The sequence below is a fragment of the Mesorhizobium sp. M7A.F.Ca.CA.003.01.2.1 genome (genome assembly GCF_003998945.1).
Lineage (GTDB): Bacteria > Pseudomonadota > Alphaproteobacteria > Rhizobiales > Rhizobiaceae > Mesorhizobium > Mesorhizobium ciceri.
The window spans coordinates 1-17926 of sequence record NZ_RZRA01000019.1; the positions used below are offsets into that span (position 1 = coordinate 1).

The following is a 17926-nucleotide window of genomic DNA, read 5'->3' on the forward strand; positions in this document are numbered from 1 at the left end:
GCTCCAGCGCCTCGGCGCCGCCGACCACGGTGCGGGAATGTCGTTCGAACAGGTCGAAGAAGCGATCTTCGCGCGGCAAAAGCTTGCGGAACCAGCCCAGCATGGTCGATCTCCCAGTTTCATCCACATAGCGCCGCATTCAGCCGCGGGAAACAGGTAGCCGGCTTAAAGGTGTGGATGCAGGGCAATTGTGCGTGGCGCTTGCGGTAGAGCACAATTTCCCCGACCTTGCAGCGAACGACCGGAAAGATCACATGATCGACAAGCTGGAATTCTTCATCGCGCTCGCCAGGGAGGAGCATTTCGGCCGGGCGGCGGAGGTGTGCGGCGTCACGCAGCCGACGCTGTCGGCCGGCATCAAGCAGTTGGAAGGCCAGCTTGGCGTCATGCTGGTTCTGCGCGGCTCACGCTTCCAGGGGCTGACGCCGGAGGGAAAACAGGTGCTGGTGTGGGCACGCCGCATCGTCGGCGACACCAGGACCATGCGCGAGGAAATGCGGGCGGCGCGCCACGGACTTTCGGGCCGTATCCGCATCGCCGCCATCCCGACGGCGCTCGCCATGCTGCCGCGGCTGACGACGCCATTTCGCGAAAAGCATCCCGGCGTCACCTTTTCGGTGCTGTCGCGGACCTCAATCGAGGTGCTGTCGCTGCTCGGCAATTTCGACATCGATGCCGGCATCACCTATCTCGACAACGAGCCGCTGGGGCGGGTGACCAGCGTGCCGCTCTATGACGAGCGCTACCAACTGATCACCGCGATGGGAAATCCTTATTCCGACCGCGACAAAGTGACATGGGCGGAGCTCTCAAACCTGCCGCTGTGCCTGTTGACGCCGGACATGCAGAACCGCCGCATCATCGACCAGCATCTGGCCGAAGCCGGCGTGCAGGTGCGACCGACGCTGGAATCCAATTCGATGATCGTGCTGTTTTCGCACATCCGCACCGGCAAATGGTCGTCGATCATGCCGCTCAACCTTGCGGAAACATTCGGCTTTTCCGAACCGATCCGCGCCATTCCAATCATCGAACCTGACGCCAGCCACACGGTCGGCCTGGTGGCGACACCGCGCGAACCGCACACACCTTTGGTCTCGGCGCTGCTGGACGAGGCAATGGCGCTGGCGGACGATTTCCATGCCAACCGTTCCGCTAGACAGGGTTAGTCAAACGGAACGATAGAAAATTTCTATCGTACAACGAAACCGCTTTATTGATTTCAGAGGTTTTCTCTGATTTCTTAAGCACTTAGCGATAAAGCGGCACGCGCATGTCGTTGTTCCAAAACAGCTTGATGCTTTTGGCCGATATGCGTGGGTCGCTACGATAGGGAGGGCGCTGCATGACAATGCAGCCTGCAAGTACCGAGATTATGTCGCGCACGGCCGCGATCATCCAGGAGATGAAGGGGCTCGAAGGCCCTTTGCTGCCGATCCTCCACGGCATCCAGGAAGAGTTCGGCCATGTGCCCAAGGATGCGCTGCCGGTCATCGCCGAGGCGCTGAACATTTCCAGGGCCGAGGTGCACGGCGTCGTCAGCTTCTATCACGATTACCGAAGCCATCCGGCAGGCCGGCATGTGTTGAAGCTCTGCCAGGCGGAATCCTGCCAGTCCATGGGTTCGGATGCCATCGCCGCCAAGCTGCAGCAACTGCTGGGCATCGGCTTTCATGAAACGACCCGCGACGGTTCGGTGACGCTGGAGCCGGTCTACTGTCTCGGCCTGTGCGCCTGTTCGCCCGCCGCCATGCTCGATAGCGAGGTGATCGGACGGCTCGATGACGAGAAGCTCGACGAGATCGTTGCAGAGGTGCGCTCATGATCCCGCGTATCTACATTCCCGGCGATTCCGGTGCGCTGGCGCTTGGCGCCGAAAAGGTCGCCAAGGCGATCGCCGGCGAACTCGCCGAGCGCGGCATCGAGGCCAAGATCGTGCGCAATGGTTCGCGCGGCGCCTATTTCCTCGAACCGATGGTCGAAGTCGCTACAGCCAACGGCCGCATCGCCTACGGGCCGGTCAAACCGTCCGACGTCAAAAGCCTGTTCGACAGCGGCTTCCTTACCGGCGGCCATCATAAACGCTGGCTGGGCGCGCCGGACAAGATCCCCTTCCTGGCCAAGCAGACGCGGCTGACTTTCGCGCGCTGCGGCGTCACGGATCCGCTGTCGCTCGAATCCTACAAAAAACATGGCGGGTTGAATGGATTGATGAACGCGCTGGCGCTGACGCCTGCCGCCATCGTCGCAGAGGTGACCGAATCGGGCCTGCGCGGACGCGGCGGCGCCGGCTTCCCGACCGGCATCAAATGGAAGACGGTGCTCGATACAGCAGGCGACCGCAAATACATCGTCTGCAACGCCGATGAAGGCGACTCCGGCACTTTCGCCGACCGCATGATCATGGAGGGCGATCCCTTCGTGCTGATCGAAGGCATGACGATCGCCGGTATAGCCACGGGCGCGACCAAGGGCTTCGTCTATGTCCGCTCGGAATATCCGCATGCGGTGGCGGCGATGAACAAGGCCGTCGAGATCGCCCGCAAGGCCGGCGTTCTTGGCGCCAGCGTGCTGGGTTCCCCTCACGCGTTCGACATGGAGATCCGGGTCGGCGCCGGCGCCTATGTCTGCGGCGAAGAGACGGCGCTGCTCGATTCGCTCGAGGGCAAGCGCGGCATGGTGCGGGCAAAGCCGCCTCTGCCTGCGCATAAGGGGCTGTTCGGCAAGCCGACGGTGATCAACAACGTCATCAGCCTAGCCTCTGTGCCCGTCATCATGGACAAGGGTGCGGCCTTCTACAAGGATTTCGGCATGGGCCGCTCGCGCGGCACGATCCCGGTCCAGATCGCCGGCAATGTCAAATTTGCAGGGCTGTTCGAAGCCGCTTTCGGCATGACGCTTGGCGAGATCGTCGACGAGATCGGCGGCGGCACGGCCACCGGCCGGCCGGTCAAGGCAGTGCAGGTCGGCGGACCGCTCGGCGCCTATTTCCCGCGCGCGCTGTTCGACACGCCATTCGACTATGAAGCCTTCGCGGCCAAGGACGGGCTGATCGGCCATGCCGGTATCGTGGTGTTCGACGACACCGCCGACATGCTGAAACAGGCGCGCTTCGCCATGGAATTCTGCGCCATCGAAAGCTGCGGCAAGTGCACGCCCTGCCGCATCGGCTCGACGCGCGGTGTCGAGACCATCGACAAACTCGCCGCGGGCATCGAGCCGGAGAAGAACCTCGCTCTGGTCACCGACCTCTGCAACACGATGAAATTCGGCTCGCTCTGCGCGCTGGGCGGCTTCACGCCCTACCCTGTGATGAGCTCGATCACCCATTTCCCCGACGACTTCAAGCCCGCGCCCGTGCGCGTGGCTGCCGAATAGGAGCTGGCAGATGAACATCAAGGCCGACTTCCCATCCCTCGTCGAAGAGATTGACTACGGAACCCCGCAATCGAAGGCGCAGAAGCAGGTCACGCTGAACGTCGACGGGCGCAGCATCACCGTGCCGGAAGGCACCTCGATCATGCGTGCCGCGATGGAGGGCGGGGTCGAAATCCCGAAGCTCTGCGCCACCGACATGCTGGACTCCTTCGGTTCGTGCCGTGTCTGCCTTGTGGAGATCGAAGGACGCGGCGGCACGCCGGCATCCTGCACGACGCCTGTCGGCGAAGGCATGATCGTGCGCACGCAGACCGAGCGGCTCGATGCCATTCGCCGTGGCGTCATGGAGCTCTATGTCTCCGACCATCCGACCGGCTGGAACGAACAGGCCGGAACCGGCGCCAGCGAGTTCGACGCGGTGGCGAAGTCGATCGGCCTGACCGAGAACCGCTACGGCATCGAGGGCCGCAACCACGTCAAGCCGGAAGGTGGCGTGGCGCCCGGCCATGGCTCGCTGGCAGTCGATTACATCGCCCGCGACGAATCCAACCCCTATTTCACCTATGATGCCTCGCAATGCATCGTCTGCTCGCGCTGCGTGCGGGCGTGCGAAGAAGTGCAGGGCACGTTTGCGCTGACCATCGAGGGACGCGGCTTCGAATCCCGGGTTTCGGCCGGAATGCACGAGGCGTTCATCGATTCGGAATGCGTGTCCTGCGGCGCTTGCGTCCAGGCCTGCCCGACCGATGCGCTGCGTGAGAAGACGGTGCTTGCCAAGGGCCTGCCGGAGCGCTCGGCCGTCACCACCTGCGCCTATTGCGGCGTCGGCTGCTCGTTCAAGGCCGAGGTGAAGGGTGACGAAGTCGTTCGCATGATGCCCTACAAGGAGGGCAAGGCGAACCACGGCCATTCCTGCGTGAAGGGCCGTTTCGCCTATGGCTACGCCACCCACAAGGACCGCATCCTGTCGCCGATGATCCGCGAAAAGGTCACCGATCCGTGGCGCGAAGTAAGCTGGGAAGAGGCGATCGCCCATACCGCCAAGGAATTCCGCCGCATCCAATACCAGTACGGACGCACCGCGATCGGCGGCATCACCTCGTCGCGCTGCACCAATGAGGAAACCTACCTCGTCCAGAAGATGGTGCGGCAGGGTTTCCGCAACAACAATGTCGACACCTGCGCACGCGTCTGCCATTCGCCGACGGGCTACGGGCTCGGCCAGACATATGGCACGTCTGCCGGCACGCAGGATTTCGATTCCGTCGACTTCACCGACGTCGCCGTCATCATCGGCGCCAATCCGGCTTCCGCTCACCCGGTGTTCGCCTCGCGGCTCAAGAAGCGGCTGCGCCAGGGCGCCAAGCTGATCGTGCTCGATCCGCGCCGCACCGAGATGGTCAAGTCGGCTCATATCGAAGCGGATTACCACCTGCCGCTGAAGCCCGGCACCAATGTGGCCGTGCTGACGGCGCTGGCGCATGTGATCGTCACCGAGGGCTTGTTCGACGAAGCCTTCATCCGCGAACGTTGCGACTGGACGGAGTTCCAGGATTGGGCATCGTTCGTCGCCTTGCCGGAAAACAGCCCCGAAACCGTCGGCAAATTGTCCGGCGTCGATCCCGAGCTGATCCGCGGTGCTGCGCGTCTCTACGCCACCGGCGGCAACGGCGCGATCTATTACGGCCTGGGCGTGACGGAACACAGCCAAGGTTCGACCACTGTGATGGCAATCGCCAATCTCGCCATGGCCACCGGCAATATCGGCCGGCCCGGCGTCGGCGTGAACCCGCTGCGCGGCCAGAACAACGTGCAGGGCTCCTGCGACATGGGTTCCTTCCCGCACGAACTGCCGGGCTATCGCCACATCTCCGGCGAAGCCGTGCGCGATATCTACGAGACCTTGTGGGGCGTAAAGCTGGACGACGAACCCGGCCTGCGCATCCCCAACATGCTGGACGCCGCCGTCGACGGCAGCTTCAAGGGCATCTACATCCAGGGCGAAGACATTCTGCAGTCCGATCCCGACACCAAGCATGTCGCAGCCGGCCTTGCCGCGATGGAATGCGTCGTCGTGCACGACCTCTTCCTCAACGAGACGGCGAACTACGCGCATGTCTTCCTGCCGGGCTCGACCTTCCTGGAGAAGGACGGCACCTTCACCAACGCCGAGCGCCGCATCAACATGGTGCGCAAGGTTCTTGAGCCGAAGGCGCGCTACGCCGATTGGGAGGCGACGCAGGAGCTTGCCCGCGCGATCGGGCTGGACTGGAACTATAAGCATCCCTCCGAAATCATGGACGAGATCGCGATGACCACGCCGAGCTTCGCCGGCGTCTCCTTCGAGCTGCTCGACCGTGTCGGGTCCGTGCAATGGCCCTGCAACGAGAAGGCGCCGCTCGGCACCCCGATCATGCATATCGACGGGTTCGTGCGCGGCAAGGGCAAGTTCATCCGTACCGAATATGTGGCGACGGACGAAAGGACGGGGCCGCGCTTCCCGCTGCTGCTCACCACCGGCCGCATCCTGTCGCAGTACAATGTCGGCGCGCAGACCAGGCGCACCGACAACAGCATGTGGCACTCGGAGGACCGGCTGGAGATTCATCCGCACGACGCCGAGAACCGCGGCTTGCGCGACGGCGACTGGGTCCGGCTGACCAGCCGCTCGGGCGAGACGACGCTGCGCGCGCTGATCACCGACCGGGTGTCGCCCGGCGTGGTCTACACGACGTTCCACCATCCGGACACGCAGGCCAACGTGATCACCACCGACTTCTCCGACTGGGCGACCAACTGCCCGGAATACAAGGTGACGGCGGTGCAGGTCGGCGCCTCCAATGGGCCGTCGGAATGGCAGCGCGACTATGACGAGCAAGCCAAGCAGAGCCGGCGCATCGCGTCTTTGCAGGCGGCGGAGTAGTCTTGAGCGCGCGGCGCAAAGCCACGACGCAGGTATCGCGGCTGGCGCACCGCGCCAGCGGCACTGCTACGGCGAACCGCATGGTGCCGGAAGAGACGCCGGTGGCGTTCTCCTTTGCCGGCACCACGCATGCGGTGATGATGGCAAGCCCGGCCGATTTCGAGGATTTCGCGCTTGGCTTCTCGCTGACCGAGGGCATTGTAGCTGCGCCGGAGGAGATCGAAACCATCGAGGTCGAGGACCATGGCGCCGGCATCGACATCCAGATCCGGCTGAAGGACCGAGCCAACACGCGCTTCGAAGCGCGGCGGCGAAGGCTCGCGGGTCCGGTCGGCTGCGGGCTCTGCGGCATCGAATCGATCGAGGAAGCGATGCGTTCGGTCGATGCGGTTGGTGTGTCAAAGCTTACGCTTGATGCCAACGATATTGTCCGTTCGGTCAAGCTTTTGTCGAAAGTGCAGCCGCTGCACACCGAGACCGGAGCCGTGCACGCCGCCGGCTTCTATGTGCCCGGCAAGGGCATCGTCATGGCGCGCGAAGATGTCGGCCGTCACAATGCGCTCGACAAGCTGGCGGGTGCGCTGGCCAAAGCCGGCATCGAGGGCGCATCCGGTGCTGTCGTGGTGACATCCAGGGTTTCGGTCGAAATGGTGCAGAAGACGGCTTCTATCGGTTCGGCCTTCATCATCGCCGTCTCGGCGCCGACCGCCCTTGCCATCCGCACGGCGCAAGAGTCCGGCATGACGCTGGTGGCGCTGGTTCGCGGCGACGATTTTGATATTTTCACCCACCCCGACCGGGTGATTTGCGGAGTTGCCAAGCATGTCGCATGACGAAGAACACATTATGAGCACCGCCGAGAAGCTGGTGCGCATGGCAAACCAGATCGCCGACTTCTTCCATTCCAAGCCGCGCGAGGAAGGCATTGCCGGCGTCGCCGAGCACATCAACAAGTTCTGGGAGCCGAGGATGCGGCGGCAGTTCTTCGAAATGCTGGACGACGGCACCGGGAACTTCAACGAGTTGGTGGTGGCCGCCTCCGCCAGGATCAAGCGACCGATCACGCCGGCTGCGGCCGACCTCAAACTCGGGCTCAAGCCCTCCCCTGCCGACGTCGCCGCCTCGCAGGAATAGCCGCCAAGCCGCGCCAACTTACATTCACAATCGCTAAAGTTTAAGCTGCCGCAATCTGCGCTGTTCTGCTATGGTTTGACGACCAGAAATCGTCAGGCCGGGGTGGAAATCTCGTGAGGCCGATCGAGACGCGATACGCCTGTAGCGGCGATGTGCGGATCGCCTATCAGGTGGTCGGGCAGGGATCGTTCGATCTCGTCTTCGTGCCGGGCTTCATTTCCAACCTCGACCTGCACTGGGAAGACGAGGGCTACACCAGGCTCTTGAAGCGGCTTTCGGCGTTCTCTCGGCTGATCCTGTTCGACAAGCGCGGCACCGGCCTGTCCGACCGTGTCGACGCGCATAACCTGCCCAGTCTCGAGACGCGGATAGACGATGTGCGCGCGGTAATGGACGCCGCTGGCAGCGGCCGTGCGGCGCTGCTCGGCTCCTCCGAAGGCGCGCCGATGGCAATGCTGTTCGCCGCCACCTATCCGGAGCGGACACGGGCGCTGGCGCTCTATGGCGGCTATGCGCATTTCCACAAATGGGTGATGTCGCCCGAACGCCTCGACGCTTTCATCGAGATGGCGGAGACAGCCTGGGGCACTGGCGCCACGCTGCCCCATTTCGCGCCGAGCCGGGTCGACGACGCGCATTTCGCCCAGTGGTGGGCACGTTTCGAACGATTGTCGGCGAGCCCGACGGCGGCGGCGGCGCTGGCGCGCATGAACGCCGACGTCGACATCCGCCATATCCTGAGCGTGATCAGCGCGCCGACGCTTGTAATCCATCGCCGCAACGATGCGCGGGTCGACCCCGACGCCAGCCGCTTCCTTGCACAGAAGATCCCCGGCGCCCGACTGGTCGAGATTCCCGGACGCGACCATCCGATCTGGACCGGCGATGTCGATGGGGTGGCCGACCTGATCGAGGAATTCCTGACCGGCGAACGCGCCGTGGGCGAAGTAGACCGCGTGCTGGCCGCACTGCTGGTGACACGCATCTACGACACGGCACGGCTCGGCGACCGGATGTGGAGCGAACGCAGCCAACGCTTCCAGGAAACCTGGCGGCTGCTGGTCGGGCGCCATGGCGGGCGCTCTGTGGGCCTGCATGGCGAGTTGATGATTTCGCGCTTCGACGGCCCGGCACGCGCCATACGCTGCGCGGCAGCGCTGCGCGAGGCGGCGCAGGAAATCGGCGTGGCAAGCGCACAAGGGGCGCATGTCGGCGAGATCGAAGTGCGCGGTCCACCCGTTGGGACGACGGCGCGGGTGGCAATGCAACTGGCCGCCCATGCCGGCCGCGGCGACATTATCGCGTCGCGTCTGATCGCCGATCTGGCGGCTGGGTCGGGCCTGCATTTCACCGACGCCGGGCGCATCAGTGTCGACGAGCTGGAGCAGCCGCTGGCGCTGGTCCATGCGACGTCCGAACAGCATCTGGAACCCGCCTGCCGGCCCAAACCCAAGACCGCCGAGCCGGCCGCATTGACGGCGCGCGAAAGCGAGGTGGTGAGCCTCGTCGCCGACGGCAAGAGCAATGCCGCGATCGCCGCCGAATTGCGGCTGAGCGAACACACGGTCAAGCGCCATGTCGCCAACATACTGCTCAAGCTGGATCTGCCGTCGCGGGCGGCGGCGGCGGCGTTTTCGGCCAGGCACCCTGGCCCGCACGGGCCATGAGAGCCATGGCGCTTTCGGGCGAAGCGGCCATGGGCGGGTAAGCGCTATCAATTCTCTCCACGCAGGCTAGGCGGATGTCGCTGGAAAAGGCGCTGCGAACGGAGGAGGAAATGCTGAAGTCGAACCGGACACTCAAATTGCTTGTGATCGCTGCAAGCGTTGGCGCGTTGTTCGCCATCTCTCCCGCAAAGGCCGAGGACGCGTCCGCGGCGGCCGCCTACAAGGACATCGAGGCAACGCTCGGCTCGGTGCCGGACATGTTCAAGACCCTGCCGGATGTGGCCGTCGCCGGCGCCTGGGCCGAGATTAAGGGCGTGCAGCTCAACCCGAAGACGGCGCTTGACGGCAAGACCAAGGAACTTTTGGGCCTCGCCGTCGCGGCGCAGATCCCATGCCAGTACTGCATCTATTTCCACACCGAGGCGGCCAAGCTCAACGGCGCCAGCGACGAGGAGATCAAGGAGGCGGTGGCGATGTCCGCCATCGTGCGCCATTGGTCGACGATGCTCAACGGCAGCCAGGTCGATCTGACGACCTTCAAGAAGCAGACCGACGACGTATTCGCGGCCGTCAAGGCGAAGTCGCAGTAAGAACCACTGCCCGGCGATGAGCGCCGGACGGCACATCGACCATCAACCGCCCGGTCGGAAGACGGGCCAATGGAGGATGAAATGCTGACCAAGACCCAAACAGTGGACGGCGCCGCGATCAAGAAGGCGATCGAAACCCGTGACGGCAAGATGCTGTCGAGCTTCTATGCCGAAGACGCGCTGGTGCGGGTGATCGACCGCAACAACCCGCCGAGCAAGCCGCGTGAAATCCGCGGGCGCGCGGCGATCACCACATTCTGGGACGACATCTGCAGCCGGGCGATGACCCACAAGGTCGACACCACCATCGCCGACGGCGACAGCCTCGCCTTCACCCAGGCCTGCGCCTATCCGGACGGCACCAAGGTGTTCTGCGCAGCGATGCTGGAGCTGAAGAACGGTCGGATCGCAAGACAGACCGTCGTGCAGGCCTGGGACGAGTAGATCAACAACCGTGGATCAACCGCGGCCTGGGCCGCAACCTGGAGGAGAAGACGATGTTCAGCGCCAGATGGCAGATCGACGCCAAGTTCGGACACAAGCAGACCGTGCTCGACCTGTTGAAGAAATGGGAACGCGAGATCGGGTCACAGGTCGGCCTCGACGAGCTGGAATTCCAGATCATGACCGGTTCGATCGGCGCGCGGGAGGCGACGGTCGAGTCCCATCACCAGGTCGAAAGCCTGGCCCAGTTGGAGGCGTTCTTCGCCAAGATCGGCAAGATCGACGCGCACGCGAAATGGGGCAAGGAGATCGAGCCCTATGTCGTGTCTGGCACCAGCCTGTGGAATATCTATCGCATCGTGGAGTAGTGGTCTGCGGTCTTACCTCTCCTCTTGTGGGAGAGGTCGGATTGCCCCGATTTGTCCTTCACAAATCGGTTGGCAACCCGGGTGAGGGGTAAGCTGGCGTCAAGCTGGAACACCCCTCATCCGTCTCGGCGCTACGCGCCGATCCACCTTCTCCCACAAGGGGACAAGGCAAAACTAGCCATGCGCAACCATCACATGCCGCACGGCGGTGTAATCCTCCAGTGCGTAGAGCGACATGTCCTTGCCGTAGCCGGACTGCTTCAACCCGCCATGCGGCATCTCGTTGGTCAGCATGAAGTGGGTGTTGATCCAGGTGCAGCCATATTGCAGGCGGGCGGCCGTCGCCATGGCGCGCGAGACATCCTTGGTCCATACGGATGACGCCAGGCCGTAGTCGCTGTCATTGGCCCAGTTCACCGCCTCGTCGACTTCCGAAAAACGAGTAACCGAGACGACCGGGCCGAACACTTCGCGGCGCACGATCTCATCTTCCTGCAGCGCGCCGGCGACGACGGTCGGCTGGTAATAGAAGCCGGAGCCCTCGCCCGGCTTGCCGCCGGTGGTGATCTCGATGTGTTTCAGTTCCGAGGCGCGCTCGACGAAGCTCGAGACGCGGTCGCGCTGGCGGCGCGAGATCAGCGGGCCGATTTCGTTTTCGGTATCGTCGGGGCGGTCGTACTTGATGGTCGAGACGGCCGAGGAGAGATCGGCGACGAGCTTGTCGTAGATCTTCTTGCCGGCGTAGATGCGGCAGGCGGCGGTGCAGTCCTGGCCGGCATTGTAATAGCCGAAGGCACGCAGGCCGTTGACCACGGCGCCGAGGTCGGCGTCGTCGAAGACGATGACCGGCGCCTTGCCGCCGAGCTCGAGATGCGTGCGCTTGACCGACTTGGCGGCCGCCTGCAGCACCTTCTTGCCGGTGGCGACATCGCCGGTGATCGAGATCATGTTGACCTTGGGATGATTGATCAGCGTGTTGCCGACGCTGTCGCCGCGGCCGAGCACGACATTGACGACGCCTTCGGGCAGGATGTCCGCAAGGATTTTTGCCAGCTTCAGCGCCGTCAGCGGTGTCTGCTCGGACGGTTTGAAGACGACGGTGTTGCCGCCGGCGATCGCCGGCGCCAGCTTCCAGGCCATCATCATCAGCGGATAGTTCCACGGCGCGATGGAAGCGACGATGCCAATGGCATCGCGACGGACCATCGAGGTGTGGCCGGGAATGTATTCGCCAGCGACGACGCCCGGCATCGAACGGACGGCGCCGGCGAAGAAGCGGTAGCAATCGACGATCGCCGGGATTTCGTCATTGAGCACGGCGTTGATCGGCTTGCCGCAGTTGAGCGCCTCGAGCGTGGCGAACTCCTTCGCGTCGGCTTCGATGCGGTCGGCGATCTTCAGCAAATAGCCGGAGCGCTGCGCCGGCGTGGTGCGCGACCACAAGACGAACGCCTGTTCGGCAGCAGTGACCGCCGCCTCGATCTGCGCCTGGCTGGCCTCGGGCAGGTTGAGGATGGTCGCCCCGGTCTTTGGATTGAGGATCGGCTCCTCGGTCTCGGTGCCCTTCTCGAATTTCGAGCCGATCAGCATCTGGGTGTCCATAAGGTTTCTCCCTTTACAGAAGCGAGTAGCGAGTAGCTGAAAGCGAGTAGGGTTTGACCGTCGATCCCTATTCGCTACTCCCTATTCGCTGTTTTTCATTTCCCGCTTCCAGCGATCTGGTCGCCGTCACGGGTGAGGTAATAAGCGGCAAGGATCGGCAGCAACGTCACCAGCATGACGACCATGGCAACGACATTGGTGACCGGGCGCTGGCGCGGACGGATCAGTTCTTCCAGCATCCAGATCGGCAGCGTCTGCTGCTGGCCGGCGGTGAAGGTGGTGACGATGACCTCGTCGAAGGACAGCGCGAAGGCCAGCATGCCGCCGGCAAGCAGCGCCGTGGCGATGTTGGGCAGCACGACATGGCGGAAGGTCTGAAAACCGTCGGCGCCGAGATCCATCGAAGCCTCGATCATCGAACCGGAAGTGCGGCGGAAACGGGCGACGGCGTTGTTGTAGACGACGACCACGCAGAAGGTGGCGTGGCCAAGCACGATCGTCCAGAACGAGAACGGGATGTCGGCCAGCGAAAAGGCCGAGCGCAGCGCAATGCCGGTGATGATGCCGGGCAGCGCGATCGGCAGGATGACCAGCAGCGAGATGGTTTCGCGGCCGAAGAATCTTGTCCGCGACACCGCCGCCGAACAGAGCGTGCCGAGGATGAGCGCGATCGCCGTCGAAATCGCGGCCACCCTGACCGACAGCGACAGCGCCTGCCAGACATCTGGCCGGTTCCAGGTCACGGCGAACCACTGCGTCGTCAGCCCTGGCGGCGGCCAGACGAAACTCTTCTCTTCGGTGGTGAAGGCATAGACGAAGATCAGCAGGATCGGCAGGTGCAGGAACAGCAGCCCGCAGGCGGCGGCAATCTTCAGGCCGAGCGGAGCCGACTGGGAACCATCAGAGCGCATCGAAGGCCCCCATGCGCTTGGCGCCCCAGAGATAGAAGCCCATGATGACGATCGGCACCACGGTGAAGGCGGCGGCGAGCGGGATGTTGCCGGCGGTGCCTTGCTGCGAATAGACCGCCTGGCCGATGAACAGACGCGAGGTGCCGATGATCTGCGGGATGATGTAATCGCCGAGCGTCAGCGAGAAGGTGAAGATCGAACCGGCGACGATGCCCGGCAGCGCCAGCGGAAACAGCACGTTGCGGAAGGTCTGTCCCGGTGAAGCGCCGAGGTCGGACGAGGCCTCGACCAGATTGCCGGGCACGCGCTCGAGCGCCGCCTGAACGGGGAGGATCATGAACGGCAGCCAGACATAGACGAAGACGATGAAGGTGCCGGTGAACGATACCGACAGGGAATTGCCGCCGACGATCGGCAGCGACAGCCAAGCGTCGAGAACCCACAACAAATGTAGCTTGGCGAGCAGCCAGGTGAGGATGCCTTCCTTGGCCAGGATCAGCTTCCAGGCGTAGATCTTGACCAGATAGCTGGACCACAGCGGCAGCATGATGCCGAGATAGAACAAGGCCTTCCAGCGGCCGCGCGCATAGCGCGCCGCGTAGTAGGCGATGGGGAAGGCGATGACGGCCGAGGCCAGCGTGACCAGAGCCGCCATCGTCACCGTGCGCAGGATGATGTCGAGATTGGCAGCCTGGAACAGATCGCCATAGGTCTTGAGCGTGAACTCGCGGTCGATGAGGCCGGAAAACTCGTCGATGGAGAAAAAGCTCTGCGCCAGCAGCGCAAACAGCGAGCCGATATAGACGATGCCCAGCCACAAAACCGGAGGCAGCAGCATGAGCAGCAACAGGACCTTCGGCTTGCGCCAGAAAAGGTCCGACAGAGCGCCGCGCAGACCGCCGCTACCCGGCAGGATGGCGGGAGCGGTTGCACGCATCATGGCGGCGTCGAGGCTCATGCCGGCTCGTCCATCAGATGCAGGTGCTCGCGGTTGAAGGTCAGCACAACCGCCTCGCCTTCTGCCGGCAAGGCGATGCCGGCCGGCACGATGGCGTGCAGCCGCAGCCCGTCGGCGTCGAGCGCCAGCTTTGTCGTGGCGCCGAGATAATTGGTCGAGATGAGGCGGGCCGATACGCCTTCACCACTTGTGACCCCCTTGGCCGCGCGGCCGACGCGAATGGATTCAGGGCGGAGACTCCCCCAGCGATGCTGGCCGGAATAGCGCTGCACGAAATCCGGCGGCAGCACATTGGAGGAGCCGACGAAATCGGCGACGAAGCGGGTCCTCGGCCGCTGGTAGATATCTTCCGGAGTGCCGATCTGCATGATCTTGCCATCGTTGAAGACGGCGACGCGGTCGGCCATCGACAGCGCTTCGCCCTGGTCGTGAGTGACGAAGACGAAGGTGATGCCGAGCGCCTTCTGCAGCGACTTCAACTCCTCCTGCATGTTCTCGCGCAATTTGAGGTCGAGCGCGCCGAGCGGCTCGTCGAGCAGCAGCACCTTTGGCTGGTTGACCAGCGCGCGGGCCAGTGCCACGCGCTGGCGCTGGCCACCGGAAAGCTGGCCGGGCCGGCGGGCGCCATAGCCGGGCAGCCGCACCAGTGACAGCGCCTCTTCCGCCGCCTTGTGCCGCTCAGCCTTGCCGACGCCCTTGACCATCAGCCCGTAGGCAACGTTGTCGAGCACGTTCAGATGCGGGAACAGCGCATAATCCTGAAACACGGTGTTGACGTTGCGGCGATAGGGCGGAACGCCCTCGGCGCGGTCGCCGAAGATCGAGATCGAGCCCGATGTCGGCTGCTCGAAGCCGGCGATGAGGCGCAGGCAAGTGGTCTTGCCGGAACCAGACGGCCCGAGCATGGCGAAGAACTCGCCCGGCGCGATGTCGAGATCGACCGCGTCGACCGCGCGCACGCTGCCGAAATGGCGCGAGGCTTTCTGGAAGGAGACGGCGGAGGTCATGGGCTGTCAGTCCGTTGCCGGTTTGATGTGTTGATGTCGCGCGACGTCCTATCTCCCCCTTGTGGGGGTGAGAAGTGATCCGCATAGCGGAGGAAAGCCAATTGCTTGGCTTTTCGAGCTTCGAACGCCTGAGCCTTGCGAAGGGCCAGGCACTGCCACGAACTGCCGAGCAGACCCCACCCAGACGCTATGCGTCGACCCTCCCCACAAGGGGGAGGGCAAGGATGCTCATCGTCCGCCGATGACGCCGATATAGTCCGACACCCAGCGATAGTAGGGCACGCACTGATCGTTCTGGGTGGCGCATTTCGACACCGGCGTCTTCCAGAACTTGATCTTGTCGAAGTTCTCGTAGCCGTTGGTCTTGCAACCCTCGTCGGTCAAAAGCTCATTGCCCTTGCAGGCGGCGGGCACGACGGGCAGTGAGCCGAACCAGGCTGAGACATCGCCCTGCACCTTCGGCGACAGCGAATGTTCCATCCACATATAGGCACAGTTGGGGTTGGCGGCGTCGGCCTCCATCATGGTGGTGTCGGCCCAACCGGTGGCGCCCTCCTCCGGGATGGTGGAAGCGACCGGCTTCTTGGCGGCGACCAGCGTGTTGACCTGATACGGCCACGAGCCGGAAGCGACGACGCCTTCGTTCTGGAAATCGTCGACCTGGATGGCGGCGTCGTGCCAATAGCGGCCAACCAGTGTGCGTTGGACGCGCAGCAATTCGAGCGCCGCCTTGTACTGGCCCTCGTTCAGTTCATAGGGATCCTTGATGCCGAGTTCCGGTTTGTGGAACATCAGATAGTTGGCCGCATCCGCAATGTGGATCGGCCCGTCATAGGCCTGGACGCGGCCCTTGTTGGACTTGCCGTCCGGCAGCTTCATTTCCTCAAAGACGATGTTCCAGCTCTTGGGAGCCTCCTTGAACACGTCGGTGTTGTACATCAGGACGTTGGGACCCCACTGGTAGGGAACGCCGTAGTGGGCGCCGCCGACGGTGAACCACGGCGCGTCCTTGAGGCGCTCGTCGACCGTCTTCCAGCTCGGGATGAGATCGGTGTTGATCGGCTGCACGCGCTTGCCGGCAACGAGGCGCAACGAGGCATCGCCCGAAGCGGTGACGAGGTCGAAGCCGCCCTCATTCATCAGCGAGACCATCTCGTCGGAGGTGTTGGCGGTCTTGACGTTGACCTTGCAGCCGGTCTCCTTCTCGAAGGAAGTCACCCAGTCATAGCCCTTGTCGGTTTCGCCGCGCTCGATGTAGCCCGGCCAGGCAACGATGTTGACCTGGCCTTCGCCCTTGCCAAGTTCCTTGACCTGGGCGACGGCCTGACCGGAAAAGGTCAGCGCGACCGTCAGAGCAGTGCATGACTTCAGGAATGAATTCATTGTCGATCTCCCATTTAGGCGCCTGACCCTGAAAGCCGGTTTCGGTCTTCGTTAGGGGTCACGCGCGGACTGAAAACTGTCAGTTCGTCCGTTGGGCTTGATGCCGCTCTGATGGCGGCTTTGGTCCCTGAACCGAAAGTGCTTTGAAAATTCCGGTTTCGCAAATTCATTTATCAGAAGGGCGATATCGGTTTTTCCGATAGATGTGCAGCCGGCGTCTCAGGGACGCTGGCGGACCGTCCGTTGCGACTGGGCAAGACCGATGAAATCGCGCGCGGCCTGCGGCAGACCGGAGCCGCGCCGCCAGACCATGCCGACCTGGACCACCGGCAAGGAGCCGGAAATATCGCGCGATTCGATGCGGTCGCCTTCCAGCGACCAGGGCCGGTAGACGAGATCGGGCAGCAGCGCCACGCCGGCACCGGTGGCGACCAGACTGCGCACGGCCTCCACGGAACGGGTGCGGAAGGCGACATGCGGCTTGGCGCCGATCGCCGTCAGCAGCTTGCCGGTATTCTCCTCGATCTCGTCGACGGTCAGCATGATCAGCGTTTCGGAGGCAATGTCGCCAATGCTGATGATGTCGGCGCCGACGAGCGGATGACCGAGCGGCAGCCACAGCCGATAGGCCGAGACTTCGAGGATTTCCGACTGCAACGCGGTGCGGTCGCGCAAATTGGAGGTGACCATGACGGCAATGTCGAGCTTGCCGCCGATCAGGAGGTGTTCGAGATAATCGCCATTGTCCTCGATGGCAGAGACCTCGACGCCGGGATAGGCACGGCGGTAGCGGGCGAGCAGATCCGACAGCACATAGCCGGCGACCAGCGAGGTGACGCCGAGCTGCAGCCGGCCGGCCGCCACCGCCTGCTCGCCGGAGAAAGAGCGACGCGCGTCGGAAACATCGGCGAGGATTTTCGTCGCATGGCGCAGGAACTGGTGACCCTTGTGGGTGATGTTGAGGCCGCGCGGGTGGCGTTCGAACAGTTCGACGCCGAGATCGCTTTCGAGTTCCTTGATCGCTTCGGTGACCGACGATTGCGAGATGGAGAGGTTCTGGGCGGCGCCCGAGACCGTGCCTTGCTCGGCAACGGCGATGAAGAACTGCAGCTGGCGGATGGTGAAAGCCATGCCCGGACTAAACACCGGCGGCCGAATGAAGGAAAGCCGACTGCAGAGCTTATCCCATGACCTGAGAGCTGGCGCTCAACCGAGCGCCAACTTGATGCGCCGCCGGCATGCGGGGCCATAGCGCAGCGCAAGCATGAATGCCGTCTCCAGAGCCACGACGATGACAATGATGCGCAGGCCCACCGTGAAGGAGTCCCGGCCGCTGCCGCGCAGCAGATAGCCGGTGGTGAGAAAGCCCGCGTTCCAGAACGTGGCGCCGAGCAGCGTCGCGGCCGCGAAGGGCAAAGCGGGCAGACAGAGTGCGCCGGCGGCGATCGGCAGGTAATTGCGCACAGTCGGGATGAACTGCGCCAGCAAGGACACCCGGACGTGATTGCGCCGATAGGCCTGGCCGAGCCTGCGGTAGGTCGCGTGACGCAGGAACACGTAC

Annotated in this window: 16 protein-coding genes and 2 pseudogenes; 10 read left to right on the plus strand and 8 right to left on the minus strand. The window is 63.6% G+C overall.

The genetic code is table 11. From position 1 onward, the window contains the following. Nucleotides 1-103 (minus strand): annotated as a pseudogene (locus tag EN969_RS35800) (nuclease PIN); the annotation flags it as partial. 151 nt (nucleotides 104-254) lie between these two features. Between EN969_RS35800 and EN969_RS02090 the strand changes: the two are divergent. The 10 genes from EN969_RS02090 to EN969_RS02135 all read left to right on the plus strand — a co-directional run bounded on the left by EN969_RS02090 (nucleotide 255) and on the right by EN969_RS02135 (nucleotide 10504). After that, nucleotides 255-1169, plus strand: coding sequence for a LysR family transcriptional regulator (locus EN969_RS02090; RefSeq protein ID WP_063169926.1), 915 nt, complete (start codon nucleotides 255-257; stop codon nucleotides 1167-1169). 176 nt (nucleotides 1170-1345) lie between these two features. Further along, nucleotides 1346-1825 carry a formate dehydrogenase subunit gamma gene (locus tag EN969_RS02095; RefSeq protein WP_063169925.1) on the plus strand — a complete coding sequence of 160 codons (480 nt, stop codon included), beginning with the start codon at nucleotides 1346-1348 and terminating at the stop codon, nucleotides 1823-1825. Beyond that, nucleotides 1822-3378 carry an NADH-quinone oxidoreductase subunit NuoF gene (locus EN969_RS02100; RefSeq protein WP_013528012.1) on the plus strand — a complete coding sequence of 519 codons (1557 nt, stop codon included), beginning with the start codon at nucleotides 1822-1824 and terminating at the stop codon, nucleotides 3376-3378. Before EN969_RS02095 ends, EN969_RS02100 begins: the two co-directional genes overlap by 4 nt. A gap of 10 nt (nucleotides 3379-3388) precedes the next feature. After that, the gene (fdhF, locus tag EN969_RS02105) at nucleotides 3389-6301 is read left to right on the plus strand and encodes a formate dehydrogenase subunit alpha (RefSeq protein WP_024503375.1); all 2913 of its coding nucleotides are present in this window, start codon (nucleotides 3389-3391) and stop codon (nucleotides 6299-6301) included. 2 nt (nucleotides 6302-6303) lie between these two features. Then, entirely contained in the window at nucleotides 6304-7134 is an 831-nt protein-coding gene (fdhD, locus tag EN969_RS02110) for a formate dehydrogenase accessory sulfurtransferase FdhD (protein ID WP_024503374.1), read from the plus strand. After that, nucleotides 7124-7435, plus strand: a complete 312-nt coding sequence (locus EN969_RS02115; RefSeq protein ID WP_013528015.1) for a formate dehydrogenase subunit delta — start codon at nucleotides 7124-7126, stop codon at nucleotides 7433-7435. The genes fdhD and EN969_RS02115 overlap by 11 nt, the downstream gene beginning before the upstream one ends. Nucleotides 7436-7548: 113 nt before the next feature. Next, a complete protein-coding gene (locus tag EN969_RS02120; RefSeq protein WP_024503373.1) occupies nucleotides 7549-9102 on the plus strand; it encodes an alpha/beta fold hydrolase in 1554 nt (517 codons plus the stop codon). A 110-nt stretch (nucleotides 9103-9212) separates the two neighbouring features. Beyond that, on the plus strand, nucleotides 9213-9692 hold the full coding sequence (locus tag EN969_RS02125) for a carboxymuconolactone decarboxylase family protein (RefSeq protein WP_013528017.1): 480 nt from the start codon (nucleotides 9213-9215) through the stop codon (nucleotides 9690-9692). 81 nt (nucleotides 9693-9773) lie between these two features. After that, on the plus strand, nucleotides 9774-10136 hold the full coding sequence (locus EN969_RS02130; RefSeq protein WP_024503372.1) for a nuclear transport factor 2 family protein: 363 nt from the start codon (nucleotides 9774-9776) through the stop codon (nucleotides 10134-10136). A gap of 53 nt (nucleotides 10137-10189) precedes the next feature. Further along, the gene (locus EN969_RS02135) at nucleotides 10190-10504 is read left to right on the plus strand and encodes a hypothetical protein (RefSeq protein ID WP_013528019.1); all 315 of its coding nucleotides are present in this window, start codon (nucleotides 10190-10192) and stop codon (nucleotides 10502-10504) included. A gap of 174 nt (nucleotides 10505-10678) precedes the next feature. Here EN969_RS02135 and EN969_RS02140 read toward each other — a convergent pair whose 3' ends face one another. The 7 genes and pseudogenes from EN969_RS02140 to EN969_RS02170 form a co-directional block, all read right to left on the minus strand. Next, nucleotides 10679-12106, minus strand: a complete 1428-nt coding sequence (locus tag EN969_RS02140; protein ID WP_013528020.1) for a gamma-aminobutyraldehyde dehydrogenase — start codon at nucleotides 12104-12106, stop codon at nucleotides 10679-10681. 95 nt (nucleotides 12107-12201) lie between these two features. After that, on the minus strand, nucleotides 12202-13017 hold the full coding sequence (locus EN969_RS02145; protein WP_024503371.1) for an ABC transporter permease: 816 nt from the start codon (nucleotides 13015-13017) through the stop codon (nucleotides 12202-12204). Next, entirely contained in the window at nucleotides 13007-13957 is a 951-nt protein-coding gene (locus EN969_RS02150; RefSeq protein WP_210183137.1) for an ABC transporter permease, read from the minus strand. The genes EN969_RS02145 and EN969_RS02150 overlap by 11 nt, the downstream gene beginning before the upstream one ends. A 14-nt stretch (nucleotides 13958-13971) precedes the next feature. Next, entirely contained in the window at nucleotides 13972-14982 is a 1011-nt protein-coding gene (locus EN969_RS02155) for an ABC transporter ATP-binding protein (protein ID WP_063169923.1), read from the minus strand. A gap of 228 nt (nucleotides 14983-15210) precedes the next feature. Beyond that, a complete protein-coding gene (locus EN969_RS02160; RefSeq protein WP_063169922.1) occupies nucleotides 15211-16365 on the minus strand; it encodes an ABC transporter substrate-binding protein in 1155 nt (384 codons plus the stop codon). Nucleotides 16366-16584: 219 nt separating this feature from the next. After that, entirely contained in the window at nucleotides 16585-17496 is a 912-nt protein-coding gene (locus EN969_RS02165; RefSeq protein ID WP_013528025.1) for a LysR substrate-binding domain-containing protein, read from the minus strand. 75 nt (nucleotides 17497-17571) lie between these two features. Continuing rightward, nucleotides 17572-17926, minus strand: a pseudogene (locus tag EN969_RS02170) (VTT domain-containing protein); the annotation flags it as partial.

Bases quoted from the DNA above. Each gene is read 5' to 3' on its own strand.
- fdhF (WP_024503375.1), top strand. From the start codon at position 3,389: ATGAACATCAAGGCCGACTTCCCATCCCTCGTCGAAGAGATTGACTAC.
- EN969_RS02155 (WP_063169923.1), bottom strand. From the start codon at position 14,982: ATGACCTCCGCCGTCTCCTTCCAGAAAGCCTCGCGCCATTTCGGCAGC.
- EN969_RS02090 (WP_063169926.1), top strand. From the start codon at position 255: ATGATCGACAAGCTGGAATTCTTCATCGCGCTCGCCAGGGAGGAGCAT.
- EN969_RS02095 (WP_063169925.1), top strand. From the start codon at position 1,346: ATGACAATGCAGCCTGCAAGTACCGAGATTATGTCGCGCACGGCCGCG.
- EN969_RS02135 (WP_013528019.1), top strand. From the start codon at position 10,190: ATGTTCAGCGCCAGATGGCAGATCGACGCCAAGTTCGGACACAAGCAG.
- EN969_RS02100 (WP_013528012.1), top strand. From the start codon at position 1,822: ATGATCCCGCGTATCTACATTCCCGGCGATTCCGGTGCGCTGGCGCTT.
- EN969_RS02125 (WP_013528017.1), top strand. From the start codon at position 9,213: ATGCTGAAGTCGAACCGGACACTCAAATTGCTTGTGATCGCTGCAAGC.
- EN969_RS02160 (WP_063169922.1), bottom strand. From the start codon at position 16,365: ATGAATTCATTCCTGAAGTCATGCACTGCTCTGACGGTCGCGCTGACC.
- EN969_RS02145 (WP_024503371.1), bottom strand. From the start codon at position 13,017: ATGCGCTCTGATGGTTCCCAGTCGGCTCCGCTCGGCCTGAAGATTGCC.
- EN969_RS02150 (WP_210183137.1), bottom strand. From the start codon at position 13,957: ATGATGCGTGCAACCGCTCCCGCCATCCTGCCGGGTAGCGGCGGTCTG.
- EN969_RS02140 (WP_013528020.1), bottom strand. From the start codon at position 12,106: ATGGACACCCAGATGCTGATCGGCTCGAAATTCGAGAAGGGCACCGAG.
- EN969_RS02130 (WP_024503372.1), top strand. From the start codon at position 9,774: ATGCTGACCAAGACCCAAACAGTGGACGGCGCCGCGATCAAGAAGGCG.
- EN969_RS02115 (WP_013528015.1), top strand. From the start codon at position 7,124: ATGTCGCATGACGAAGAACACATTATGAGCACCGCCGAGAAGCTGGTG.
- EN969_RS02165 (WP_013528025.1), bottom strand. From the start codon at position 17,496: ATGGCTTTCACCATCCGCCAGCTGCAGTTCTTCATCGCCGTTGCCGAG.